Source organism: Absiella sp. AM09-50, from assembly GCF_003433845.1.
Lineage (GTDB): Bacteria > Bacillota_I > Bacilli_A > Erysipelotrichales > Erysipelotrichaceae > Hoskinsella > Hoskinsella hominis.
In genome coordinates this window covers 1-13,137 of sequence record NZ_QVFI01000028.1, presented here as the reverse complement: position 1 = coordinate 13,137, position 13,137 = coordinate 1, and the positions used below count along the sequence as shown (strand labels likewise).

Annotated in this window: 13 protein-coding genes, 1 tRNA gene and 1 pseudogene; 13 read left to right on the top strand and 2 right to left on the bottom strand. The window is 36.8% G+C overall.

The genetic code is table 11. The annotated features are described in order from the left end of the window. Nucleotides 1-1,149 (top strand): annotated as a pseudogene (locus tag DW114_RS17560) (IS3 family transposase); the annotation flags it as partial. Between the two features lie 49 nt (nucleotides 1,150-1,198). Here the strand turns inward: DW114_RS17560 and DW114_RS17555 are convergent. Further along, nucleotides 1,199-1,486, bottom strand: coding sequence for a hypothetical protein (locus tag DW114_RS17555; RefSeq protein WP_117455082.1), 288 nt, complete (start codon nucleotides 1,484-1,486; stop codon nucleotides 1,199-1,201). A gap of 152 nt (nucleotides 1,487-1,638) precedes the next feature. On the opposite strand from DW114_RS17555, the gene DW114_RS17550 reads away from it, so the two are divergent. Continuing rightward, nucleotides 1,639-1,712 (top strand) — tRNA-Gly (locus DW114_RS17550). 200 nt (nucleotides 1,713-1,912) lie between these two features. Here the strand turns inward: DW114_RS17550 and DW114_RS17545 are convergent. Then, entirely contained in the window at nucleotides 1,913-2,590 is a 678-nt protein-coding gene (locus tag DW114_RS17545; RefSeq protein WP_117455080.1) for a TIGR00266 family protein, read from the bottom strand. Between the two features lie 134 nt (nucleotides 2,591-2,724). On the opposite strand from DW114_RS17545, the gene DW114_RS17540 reads away from it, so the two are divergent. The 11 genes from DW114_RS17540 (at nucleotide 2,725) to pcp (ending at nucleotide 13,068) form a co-directional block, all read left to right on the top strand. Continuing rightward, on the top strand, nucleotides 2,725-3,675 hold the full coding sequence (locus DW114_RS17540) for a Gfo/Idh/MocA family protein (RefSeq protein ID WP_117455078.1): 951 nt from the start codon (nucleotides 2,725-2,727) through the stop codon (nucleotides 3,673-3,675). A gap of 56 nt (nucleotides 3,676-3,731) precedes the next feature. Further along, entirely contained in the window at nucleotides 3,732-4,994 is a 1,263-nt protein-coding gene (locus DW114_RS17535; protein ID WP_117455076.1) for an O-acetylhomoserine aminocarboxypropyltransferase/cysteine synthase family protein, read from the top strand. Between the two features lie 21 nt (nucleotides 4,995-5,015). Next, a complete protein-coding gene (gene metA / locus DW114_RS17530; RefSeq protein ID WP_117455074.1) occupies nucleotides 5,016-5,927 on the top strand; it encodes a homoserine O-acetyltransferase MetA in 912 nt (303 codons plus the stop codon). Between the two features lie 64 nt (nucleotides 5,928-5,991). Continuing rightward, the gene (locus DW114_RS17525; RefSeq protein WP_117455071.1) at nucleotides 5,992-7,113 is read left to right on the top strand and encodes an aldo/keto reductase; all 1,122 of its coding nucleotides are present in this window, start codon (nucleotides 5,992-5,994) and stop codon (nucleotides 7,111-7,113) included. Nucleotides 7,114-7,174: 61 nt separating this feature from the next. Next, nucleotides 7,175-7,777, top strand: coding sequence for a hypothetical protein (locus tag DW114_RS17520; RefSeq protein WP_117455069.1), 603 nt, complete (start codon nucleotides 7,175-7,177; stop codon nucleotides 7,775-7,777). Nucleotides 7,778-7,789: 12 nt separating this feature from the next. After that, nucleotides 7,790-8,206: a GGDEF domain-containing protein gene (locus DW114_RS17515; protein WP_117455067.1), complete on the top strand. Its 417-nt coding sequence runs from the start codon at nucleotides 7,790-7,792 to the stop codon at nucleotides 8,204-8,206. 85 nt (nucleotides 8,207-8,291) lie between these two features. Next, nucleotides 8,292-8,537: a FeoA family protein gene (locus DW114_RS17510; protein WP_317286374.1), complete on the top strand. Its 246-nt coding sequence runs from the start codon at nucleotides 8,292-8,294 to the stop codon at nucleotides 8,535-8,537. Next, on the top strand, nucleotides 8,527-10,629 hold the full coding sequence (feoB, locus tag DW114_RS17505) for a ferrous iron transport protein B (protein ID WP_117455063.1): 2,103 nt from the start codon (nucleotides 8,527-8,529) through the stop codon (nucleotides 10,627-10,629). The genes DW114_RS17510 and feoB overlap by 11 nt, the downstream gene beginning before the upstream one ends. Nucleotides 10,630-10,769: 140 nt before the next feature. Further along, complete coding sequence (locus DW114_RS17500; RefSeq protein WP_117455061.1) at nucleotides 10,770-11,456, top strand: DUF969 domain-containing protein; 687 nt, start codon at nucleotides 10,770-10,772, stop codon at nucleotides 11,454-11,456. Beyond that, entirely contained in the window at nucleotides 11,453-12,406 is a 954-nt protein-coding gene (locus tag DW114_RS17495) for a DUF979 domain-containing protein (RefSeq protein WP_117455059.1), read from the top strand. Before DW114_RS17500 ends, DW114_RS17495 begins: the two co-directional genes overlap by 4 nt. Before the next feature lie 17 nt (nucleotides 12,407-12,423). Further along, entirely contained in the window at nucleotides 12,424-13,068 is a 645-nt protein-coding gene (pcp, locus tag DW114_RS17490) for a pyroglutamyl-peptidase I (protein ID WP_117455057.1), read from the top strand. Nucleotides 13,069-13,137: the final 69 nt, after the last annotated feature.

Sequence of the window (13,137 nt, the reverse complement as noted above, 5' to 3'; positions counted from 1 at the left end):
AGATGGTACATTAATTAATTGGATTAAGTCGTATAAAGAGAATGGATGTGTTATAGTAGAGAGGAAGAAAGGAAGATCTCCTACTATGACAAAGAAAAACATTGTGAACAAAGATTATAAAGATATGGCACCAGAGGAAAAGATTAAATTTCTCGAAGATAAAAATTTATATTTAGAAGCGGAGAATGAATACTTAAAAAAATTGAGAGCTGTAGTTCAGGCAAGGAAGAATCAACAACCGAAGAAAAAGTAAATGGTGTTTATGAATTACAGCGTAAATATCCTATTCGTATTCTTCTACAAATTTCAGGGCTGAAAAGAAGCACATATTATTATACTCTTTCTAAAACTAATAAAGATATGAAGAACGATGAAGTCATGAACGCTATTATAGGCATCTTCTATACGCATAAAGGACGCTATGGATACCGCAGAATCACGTTAGAATTAGCAAACAGAGGATTCAGAGTCAACCATAAAAAAGTGAAACGGCTGATGTCTGTGATGGGATTATATGGCATCACACCAAAAGCGAAATACAAATCCTATAAAGGAGATATGGACGGTACCGTAAAAAATCAGCTGCTTACAAAAGTTATCGATGAAGAAAGCCATAAGACTTATTATGAAAGAAATTTTGAAACAACAAGGTGTAATGAGAAGTGGTCAACAGATGTATCTGAATTTCATATAGCATCAGGTAAACTGTATCTATCACCGATCATCGATTTACACAACCGTGAAATCATATCCTACAGCATATCTAAAAGTCCTAATTTTAATCAAACGAAGAATATGCTTGATCAGGCATTCGACAAGCACCTAAACCTTAATGGATTGATTTTTCAATCTGACCAAGGCTGGCAATACCAGATGGAGCCTTATCATAGAATGCTTAAAGAGAAAGGAATTATTCAATCCATGTCACGTAAAGGCAACTGTTTAGATAACTCACCTATGGAAAACTTCTTTGGCAAAATGAAGAATGAAATGTTTTATGGACATGAATATGAATTCAAAACATTAGATGAATTAGAGATAGCCATGGAAGAATATATCCAGTATTATAATACACAAAGGATCACAACAAAATTAAAAGGATTAACTCCTGTGCAATACAGAACTCAATCCTTAGTAAGCTTGATTTAACTTATTTACTTTTTGTCCAAATAATTGGGTTCACTTCATTTTGGGAGCTTTATTTGATTTCTATTTGAAATTCATATGTTCTGTTTGATTGCTTTGCATATGCAGGATACACACCAGGTGTATGGGAATCAACTTTGGATAGATCAAGCTTTATATGATCTTTTCGTATCACACCTTTTAAATAAGTATGTGCATCTTTTGATATTTCAGTATCTTTAGGATATACAAAGACAGCTTGTTTAGGGGATAAGGCTTTACCATTCATTCCCATAATAATCATAATCATGAACAGCAGGCAACAAATAGTCAATGAACAACCTGCGATATGTTTCTTCATAACATCACTCTTTTCATATGTGAAATTATAACGCATTCTTTAGATATAGGCAAGTCAGGTTTTATGTTGTAAAAGTAATGAAATTTCAAAAAAAATTAAAAAAAGACTTGAAATTCTAAAAATCTTATAGTATTATATTGCCACAAAGAAATGCGGATGTAGTTCAATGGTAGAACTTCAGCCTTCCAAGCTGACTACGTGGGTTCGATTCCCATCATCCGCTCCATTGTGAAAAGATAAGCGACCTGGATGATGGGTTGCTTTTTTTGTGCAAATTTTTTGGAGTTTTAACCAAAAGCAGGAAGAAATCTTTCACTTCAATGTTTAGCATACAGATGTATTTCAATAGATTAATATTTCACTTGAAGATTGTGGGATTACGCTGAAATCATAAGAAAAAATGCATGGACAAACGCCATGCATTTTTTATTTGTGTGGAACAATATCAATGATACGATCAGCAAGTACGGAAAATGGCATGGTCTGCAGCCAAACTTTACCAGGCCCGGTTAATGTTGCCAGAAAGAAACCTTCTCCACTTAAGAATTTATTTTTTAATCCTTTTACGGTTGTGATATCAAAACTGACACTTTCATCGAATGCCGCAATATATCCCTGATCTACTTTGATTGTTTCACCAGGAGCAAGCTCTTTTTCTACGATATCGCCATCGATTTCCAAGAATGCAGTACCAGGTCCGCTGACTCTTTGAAGGATAAAGCCTTCACCACCGAAAAAGCCTGCGCCAAGTTTCTTACGAAAATGCATTTTTAACTGCACACTGTCTTCAGCCGCAAGGAATGCAGTCTTTTGTACGATTTTGCTTTCTTGCTCACGTAATGTCAAAGGAATGATTTTGCCAGGAAAACTTGAACCAAATGCGATTTCCGCATGATCACGAGGACTTGTATATGTCGTCATAAAGATAGATTCGCCACTCATTGCACGACCTAATCCTTTTAAAAGCCCTCCTCTTGTATTACTATCCATTTCAAAACCATCATCCATCCAGCACATACCACCGGATTCTGTATAAATCTTTTCACCTGCATCTACTTTACAGATGACAACGGGCAGCTGCCCACCTACGATTTCATAATGCATATGATCGCCTCCTTTATTTTTTCTATTATACTATAAAAAACAATCGTTGTGGGTATATTTAAAAAAATAATAAAAATAAATGTAAGGGCATAAAGAAGTATGGTAAAATCAATTTGAAAAGAGGCGGTTTGTTTATGAATATTGGAATCCTGGGACTTGGAAAAATATCAAAAAGAGTAGCAAATGGCATTATTCATGCCAAAGATGGTGTTTTATATGGTGTAGCATCAAGAAATATAGAAAAAGCAGAAGCTTTTCAAAAAGAATGCCATGCGATCAAAGCTTATGGAAGCTATGAGGATTTATGTCTTGATGATGCAATAGAGCTGATTTATATTTGTACACCTAATCATTTACATAAGGAGCATATCATGTTGTGTTTAAAGCATCATAAACATGTGATCTGTGAAAAACCGATGTTGACTAATCGTGAGGATTTAAAAGAATGCTTCGATTATGCAAAACAACAGCACTGTTTTTTGATGGAAGCACATAAAACATTATTTACTCCGTTAAACCAAAAACTGATTCAGATGGTAAGGGAGGGTGTGATTGGAAAGCTTTCTATGATTGATGCTAGATATTGCAGCTATTTAAATGTTCATGAAAAAGACCTCAGCTCATGGGTATTGCGTGGTGATGTTGGAGGCTGTTTATATGATATTGGTGTTTATCCGATTGCCTATGCGAATTATTTTGCGCAAAGCAAACTGAAACATCATGATATGATGATTCGCAGAAAAAAAGAGGGCTATATTTCACAGGCACAGGGAATGCTGATGTATGAAAATGGTGTGATGGCACATATCGTATGTAGTTGGGATGCTAGTATGGAAAATAAAGGCTTTTTATATGGTGATGAAGGATATATCGTTTGTGAGAACTTTTGGAAGAATACACGTGCATATCTTATCAAAAATGGAGAAAAGACAGAAATCAGTGTACAGATGGAAAGTGATTTTACCGGAGAAGTGGAACATGCCATTTCCTGTATTCATCAGGGATTGTTAGAAAGTCCTGTGTTGCCCTATGCTGGCAGTGATGAAATATTGAAGGTCATAGAAGAAAAACGGGAATGTGATTGATAAACTAAGTAAAAAAGTGTAAAATAAATTACAAATGAAAATGGAGGATGAAATAAATGAAAACCGAAACAAAATGTTTACATGCCGGTTATACACCAAAAAACGGAGAACCTAGAGTTTTACCGATTGTACAAAGCACGACATATGTATATGATTCTGCTGCAGAAGTAGCCGCAATCTTTGATGATCCTACGAAAGGACTATGTTATTCACGTTTTGGAAATCCAACCGTGATGGCAGTGGAAGAAAAAATCGCTGCATTAGAAGGCGGTGTTGGTGCAATGTGTACAACTTCCGGTCAGGCAGCAACGTTATTGTCAGTTTTAAATATATGTGAAGCAGGGGACAGTATCATCGCAACTCCACAAATCTATGGAGGCAGTATCAACCTTTTTTCAATCACTTTGAAAAAACTGGGTATTGAATGTATTTATATTGATACGTCCGCAAGTGATGAAGAAATTAAGGCAGCATTTAAGCCGAATACAAAACTGGTATTTGGGGAAACAATCGCAAATCCAGCTTTGGCTGTTTTTGATATTGAACGTTTTGCGAATATCGCACATGAAATGGGAGTACCATTGATCATAGATAACACATTTGCGACACCAATCTTATGCCGTCCATTTGAATGGGGCGCAGATATTGTCATTCATTCCACAAGTAAATATATGGATGGACACGCTGTACAGGTCGGCGGTGTCATCGTCGATGGTGGTAAATTCGACTGGACAAATGGAAAATTCCCTGGTCTTGTAGAACCAGATGAATCTTATCATGGCATTTCTTATACAGAAACTTATGGCAATATGGCATATATCATTAAAGCAAGAATGCAGTTGATGAGAGATTTTGGATGTTATCCAGCAGCACATTCTGCCTTCTTATTAAACCTTGGATTAGAAACACTTGCTGTACGTATGAAACAGTATTGTGATAACGCATTAACAGTTGCGAAATATCTGGAAAGCTGTGATAAGGTAGAAAAAGTTACTTATCCAGGTCTTGCTTCTGATGCCAATTATGCACTTGCACAGAAATATCTGACAGGCTGCAGTGGTGTAATTTCCTTTATTATCAAGGGTGGACGTCCTGCCGCAGCTGCTTTCATGGATCATTTAAAACTTGCCTCCAATGAAGTTCATGTCGCAGATATTCGTACATGTGTATTACATCCAGCAAGTGAAACACACCGCCAGTTAAGTGATGAACAGCTGGTGGCTGCTGGAATTGATGGAGGAATGATTCGTTTCTCAGTAGGATTAGAAAACGTAGATGATATCCTTGAGGATTTAAAACAGGCATTTGCACAGATTTAAGTTAAAAGAGGTGGAGCAGCTATGCCAATCAACATACCAAATGGATTGCCTGCAAAGGCGATTTTGGAAAGTGAAAAGATTTTTGCATTAGAAGAAGATGTCGCAACAAAACAGGATATTCGTCCTTTGAAAATCGTTATATTAAATCTAATGCCAAAGAAAATAGAAACAGAAACACAGATTTTACGTTTGATCAGTAAGTCGCCTTTACAGGTGGATATTGATTTTATGATGGTAAAAGGGCATGTATCCAAAAATACTAGCCAGGATCATCTGGTTAAGTTTTATGATACCTTTGATGAAATCAAAAAGCATAATTATGATGGCTTGATTATCACAGGTGCACCTGTGGAGCATCTGCCTTTTGAAGAGGTGGATTATTGGGAAGAGCTTTGTGAAATCATGGAATGGAGTAAAAAACATGTGTACTCTACCATTCACATCTGTTGGGGAGCACAGGCTGGTTTATATTATCATTATGGTATCCAGAAAAAATTGATGGATCACAAAGTGTTTGGCATATTTCCACAGGTTTTATGTGATGAATATAACTTCTTGACAAATGGATTTGATGAAATACATTTAACACCACATTCCCGTCATACTGCCATTGATGAAGAAGCATTGGCAAAAGTAAAGGGTTTAGAGGTTTTAAGTAAATCCAAACATACCGGCAGCAATATTATTGCGACACCCGATTTTCATCAGATCTTTATTTTAGGACATTTAGAATATGGGAAGGAAACTCTGGCACAAGAATATTTTCGTGATTTAAAGCAGGGAAAACCAATTCAGCTGCCTTATAATTACTTCCCAGAAGATGATCCTAACAATGAACCAGTATTCTCATGGAGAAGTCATGCGAATCTTTTATATCGCAACTGGTTGAATTATGTATATCAGATGACACCATTTGATTTAGAAAGTTTATAAATATGTAAAAATACAGGAGAAATTTCCTGTATTTTATTTTATAATAAAGGCAGAGGTGAATAAAATGGATGTTAGAGAAATGAAACATGGAGAAAAGGTATCGTTATTAGGATTTGGCTGTATGCGTTTTCCATTAAATATGGATGGCAGTATATGTGAGTGTGAAGCAGAGGCAATGTTAGATAAAGCGATTGCTCATGGTGTGAATTATATTGATACAGCATATCCTTATCACAATGGGGATAGTGAGCCATTTGTAGGAAGGGTATTAAAGAAATATGATCGAAGTAGTTTTTACTTAGCAACAAAACTGCCAATGTTTAAGATTGAAACATTAGACGATGCAAAGCGTATATTTGAAGAACAGCTACAGCGTTTAGATGTGGACAATGTTGATTTTTATTTATTACATGCGATGAATAAGGATACATGGGAAAAGGCAAAAGCATTGGGCGTATTAGAATATCTGGATGATCTGAAAGAAACTGGAAAGATTCGTAATTTGGGCTTTTCATTTCATGATGAATATGAAGTATTTAAAGAAATGATTGATGCACGGGACTGGGACTTCTGTCAGATTCAATATAACTATATTGACCGTAATGTTCAAGCTGGAGATCAAGGGTATGCGTTGTGTGCAAAAAAACAAATTCCTATGGTAATTATGGAGCCTGTAAAGGGAGGCAATTTAGCAGTGCTGCCTGAAGATATCGCAGAAATTTTAAAGAAGAAACGTCCAAATGACAGTATTTCTTCATGGGCACTTCGCTGGGTCGCAAGTCATAGCAATGTACGTGTTATTTTAAGTGGCATGTCTACCATGCAGCAGGTGGAAGATAATTTACATACCTTTGATCAGCTGGAGCAACTAAATGAGGAAGAGGAACAACTGATTGAAAAAGTTGCCAATATGATTCTGGAAAGAACAAAAAATGGCTGTACAGCTTGTAAATACTGTATGCCTTGTCCATTTGGTATTGATATTCCAGGTAATTTTAAAATATGGAATGAATATGCAAAATACAGCAATAAAGATGCCACCAAGAAAAAACTTGACGCAATGGCGAGGGAAGCACGTTTTGATCAATGTAAAAAATGCGGTCGTTGTGAAGGATTATGCCCTCAGCATATCGCTATTCGCGATGATTTAGAACAAATGAAGAAAGATTTAGCATTTTTTAAATAAAAATATTCCTCAATTTCTTTTTCTGCGGTATAATACAGAAGTATAAAGGAGATATGTGGGAATGGATAATATTCATAAAAATAAAATTTACATCAAGGATGTATATCGAAAAATCATACTTCTTGCGATGGGTGCACATATGCTTTATGCAGTCATTTGCGCGATCATTCACCAGATTCCTTTAACGTTTTACAATTTTGGCAGTGTATTGTTTTACATAGTTATGCTGCTTGTCATAAAAAAAGGATACTTCCGTTTAGCTGTCAGTATCGTGCATTTGGAGGTATCCATCTTCGTGGTAATTTCTACACTGTATCTAGGATGGAGTTCTGGTTATACATTGTTGTTGATTGCATTGACTTCATTAGTGTATTTCAGTCCTTTCAAGAATCGTGCAGTACCTTATGTGATCTCATTGTGTGAGGTGCTTTTGTTTTTTGTGTTGAAGCTGATTATGGATCAAAATATGTTTGGTGTATTAAATTTGTCCCATCAGAAGGTAATGCAGGGGATGTATCTTTTCAATGCATGTATTAGCTTTGGGATGATATTATATGGGGCGATTATCACAAAAATCAGTTCTCATATAATAGAAAAGAGTTTAAGTGATGAAAACGAAAGCTTATATGAGATTGCCAATTATGATCAGTTGACTGGTCTTTAGACCCGCTGGCACATGTATGATACGATAAAGTCGGAACATATCCATCCAACCTTTGTGGCTTTGGGAGATATAGATGATTTTAAATATATCAATGATCATTATGGACATATGTGCGGTGATTATGTATTGGTTTCGATTGCTACGATTATCAAAGATATATTATTTCAAAGTGTTGGTATCGTGCGATGGGGTGGAGAAGAAATCGTATTGTTGTTTGAGGATGAAGATGTGATGATGCCAAAAGCGATGCTGGAACAGATCCGGCAGAAAATTGAAGCATTTGATTTTAATTTTGATGATCAACATATTCAAGTGACCATGACTTTTGGATTAAGTGCAGTACTTGATGATGTAGATGATGCCATACAGAATGCAGATGAACATATGTATCAGGGAAAACGATCAGGTAAAAATCAAATTATTTCATAAAAAGGACACTTGTCCTTTTCTTTTTACGGTTTTTAGGTGTTCGCCTTATCATAAAGCCCTGCTTTCGATAAACTAATAATGGGAAGTGAAAAGAGTGACTTTATACGAGTGCAGGATGAAAGAAAAAGTCTTTGTGAAAAGTATTGTGGACTGTGAGATGAAACGACGTCTTTTGGATCTTGGCTTTGTGAATGGTACATTAGTGGAGCCTGTATTAGAAAGCCCAAGCAAAGGCATGCGTGCCTATTTGATCAAAGGATGTAAAATAGCATTGCGAAATAACGAAAGCAAATTGATTGAAGTGGTAAAGGGGGAAGAACATGCTCTTTGAGAAAATGCTTGCGGTAAATGATGAAATCAATGCGGCAGTATTAAAAGAACGACCAGGATATACCATTGCTTTGGTGGGAAATCCAAACGTAGGAAAAAGTACAGTATTTAATGCATTGACAGGAATGCATCAACATACAGGCAATTGGCCAGGGAAAACCGTAGAACTGGCACAGGGAAGCTTTAATGATCAGAATATGGTGCATCAGCTGATAGATCTGCCAGGAACATATTCCTTACTGGCGCATTCCAGTGAGGAAGAAGTGACAAGAGATTATATTTGTTTTGAAAAATGTGACATCTGTCTGGTGATCTGTGATGCGACATGTTTACAACGCAATATGCACCTTGTACTACAGACAATGGAAATCACACCCAATGTCATTATGGTAGTGAACCTGATGGATGAGGCGAAAAAGAAAAAAATCACCATCGATTTAGATAAGCTGCATGATCTGTTAGATATTGAAGTAGTGTCGATGAGTGCTAGAAGTGAGGAAGGTTTTGATGATTTAAAAAAAGCAATCAAGAAAGTTGGAGAAAGCCATTTACAAAACAAGCAGGTAATCACCTATACCAAAGAAATTGAAAACAGCATTGCACACCTGTGTGAAATCATGGATACCACAATGGATAATAAACGATTTCTCGCTATGAAATTATTAGAGCCAGAAGGAGAAAAAATACGATTTTATGAAGCAATCATCAATGCAAAACAGGTAAAACAATGCGTGCAAGAGGAAGTACAACGACTATCCGCATGTGGAATCTACCAGGTGTATGAAGATGAAATCGTGAAAAAGCTGCATCAGAAAGCAAAAGAAATCTGTGATGAAAGTATTATCTTTAACAATGCCGCTTATCTGGAAAAAGATGCAAGACTGGATCGTATCTTTACAGATAAAGTATGGGGATTTGTATGGATGATCGTATTGTTATCGGTAATATTCTGGATTACGATTTCCGGTGCCAATATGCCAAGTGATGTGTTAAGCGCGATGTTTACGCATTTGGAAGCATGGATGCATTCACTTTTTCAAGGCTGGGGGGTATATCCAGCTTTAGAAAATTTTGTGATTGATGGCATGGTGAAAACTGCAGGATGGGTCATCAGTGTCATGCTGCCGCCAATGGCAATCTTTTTTCCATTGTTTACGATATTAGAAGATTATGGATATCTTCCAAGAATTGCATTTAATCTGGATGGTTTATTTCAAAAAGCAAATGCATGTGGGAAACAGGCGTTAACAATCTGTATGGGATTTGGCTGTAATGCTGTTGGTGTTACCGGCGCAAGAATTATAGATTCTCAAAGAGAACGTTTGATTGCGATACTCACCAATGTTTTTATTCCTTGTAATGGACGTTTTCCAACGCTGATTGCTTTAATTACCATGTTTTTTGCGGGGGTATTGATTTCACCATGGAATGGTATTGTATCCACGCTGTTATTGACAGGAGTCATTGTATTTGGAATATTTCTGACTCTTGTGATATCCAAAATATTAAGTAAAACTTTGTTGAAGGGAGTCCCAAGCAGCTTTACATTAGAACTGCCACCATATCGAAGACCACAATTTGGCAAAGTAATCGTTCGTTCTATCTTTGATCGTACATTGTTTGTATTAGGCAGGGCCATTAGTGTTGCCCTACCAGCTGGTGCAATTATCTGGCTGCTTGCCAATATTACAATTTCAGATGTAACATTATTAACGATGATTTCTGATTTTCTGGATCCATTTGGACGCATAATGGGCTTGGATGGCGTGATTCTATTAGCATTTATCTTAGGCTTTCCAGCGAATGAAATCGTCGTTCCTATCATCATTATGGCATATATGGCAAGTGGATCCATGAATAATATCGCAGATTTAAGCGTATTAAAAACTTTGTTTGTCGATCATGGCTGGACATGGATCACAGCAATTTGTACCATGATGTTTTGCCTGGTGCACTTTCCATGTGCTACCACTTTGCTTACTATCAAAAAAGAAACACAAAGCAGAAAATGGACAATGTTGTCCTTTCTGATTCCAACTGTATGTGGCATCGTTTTATGTATCATAACCAATTTCATTCTTCATTTATTTTAGGCTATCCAAAGATAGCCTTTTTTGAAATTTCTTCCAGTTGCTGTATCTGCATCGACAAAAGGGTTCTATATCATGTATAATGAAGCATATTTTCAATGCTTTTATGGTTGAAAATATCAATGAAGAAAGGATGATGCATCATGGAATATATCAAATTGCTAGGAATCGTGATCGTGATTCTGGGATTTGCGTTAAAATTAAATTCCATTTTGATTATTATAAGTGCATGTGTAGTGACAGCCTTTGTATCCGGCATGGATATGATGACCTTTTTAGAAACACTGGGAAACAGTTTTGTGTCCAATCGAAGTATGTGTACCTTTATCATCGTTATGCTGGTGACAGGAACCCTGGAACGAAGTGGCTTAAAACAAGCCGCAAGTGCATTGATGGGAAAAATGAAGAATGCCTCAGCTGGCATTGTATTAGGGGTCTATGGCGTACTTCGTATGTTGTTTGCGGCATTTAATGTAGAATTTGGCGGTGTCGCAGGCTTTGTACGTCCGATTGTCTTGCCAATGGCACATGCGGCAGCAGAAAAGGAAAATAAAAAAATATCAGAAAAACATATGGAAGAATTAAAAGGCATGTCTGCCGGTATGGAAAACATCGCCATGTTCTTTGGACAGGTGTTGTTTGTAGGAGGCAGTGGCATGCTGCTGGTACAAGGAACATATAAAGATTTAGGATATGATGTAGCTCTGGCAGATTTAGCCAAAACACAGATTCCAGTTGCCATCATGGCGTTAATCGTGAGTATTACATACTATATGATAAAAAATAAAAAAATAGAAAAGCAGGAACACAGAAAGGATGAAGTTTCATGAATATCATTGAATTCTTTCTCAGCCAGGAAGTTACATTAAGCAGTAAACTGTTAGAAATTTTATATATCTGTATCGGGATGATTGCATGTTATAGTGCTTATCGTAATGCTTTTGATAAAAGCAATCCTCATCGCTATGGTACGGCCTTTTTCTGGGGAATGCTGGGTATTTTATTCATGATGGGGAAATGGCTTCCATCTTCTGTAACCGGAGTGTTTGTAATGCTGCTTGTGATTCCGGTCATCACAGGGAAAACAGCAAAAGGAAAGCTGGATAAGCCAACCCAGGAGGAAATGCAGCAGGGATTTCAAAAAATCGGTATGAAAATATTTATCCCAGCATTATGTATTGGATTGACAGCATTGTGTTTTGCGTTATTTACAGATATCAGCTCAATTGCAGGTGTAGGCGTTGGGGTAGGGATTGCTATCATCATCCTCATGCTTATGTCGAAAGAAAATCGCAGCACAATATTTTTAAAAGATGCACGAAGAATGTTAGATACTGTTGGTCCTATGTCCTTGCTTCCTATACTATTGGCAACCTTGGGTGCTGTATTCACCGCTGCCGGTGTAGGGGAAGTCATCAGTTCTATGGTTTCTCATATCATACCTTCAGGAAACCTTGTGATTGGCATCTTGGTTTATGCAATTGGCATGGCTTTATTTACGATGGTGATGGGAAATGCCTTTGCGGCTATTACAGTCATGAGCGTAGGAATAGGGGCACCATTTGTATTAGCATTAGGCGCAGATCCAACAATTGTAGGAAGTCTTGCGCTAACCTGTGGTTTTTGTGGTACACTAATAACACCGATGGCCGCAAACTTCAATATGGTACCTGTCGCTATTTTAGAAATGAAAGACAAATATGGCGTGATAAAAAAACAGATATTGGTCGCAGTCATCTTATTAATCTTTCAGATCATCTATATGATCATGATGAGCTGAGTAACAAGGAGGAACTTATGAACGTTTTAATTACCGGATTTGATCCATTTGGTGGAGAGTCCATCAATCCTGCTTATGAAGCAGTAAAAAGACTGCCTGATCACATACAGACAGCCAATATTATAAAATTAGAAATACCAACAGTATTTGAAGAATGTACAAAGCTATTGGATGAAGCCATTCAAAAAAATCATCCTGATCTTGTCATCTGTGTAGGACAGGCAGGTGGCAGGGTAAACATTACCCCTGAATTTGTTGGAATCAATTACATGGATGCCAGAATTCCTGATAACAAAGGAAATCAGCCATTACAATCCAAAATAAAAGAAGATGGACCAGATGCTTACTTTACAAAATTGCCTGTCAAAGCAATATGTGAAGAATTAAAGTCTTCAGGCATTCCAGCTGTTATATCTTACTCTGCGGGAACTTATGTATGTAATTATGTCATGTATTCACTATTGTATATGATTGATAGAAAATATCCTCATATCAGGGGAGGGTTTATCCATGTGCCTTATGATACATCCCAGGCAGCAAAGCTTTCTTCATCTACAGCGAGCATGCCAATTGATATGATATCTCTTGGCCTTGAAAAAACCATAAAAGCATGTATTGAACATAGCGAGGATATCCTAATACCAGGAGGAACAACACATTAAAAAAAGCTGCACTTTATTGATACGATTCTCAAAAGTAGACAGTACAAATAATTAAAACGTACTGAATAC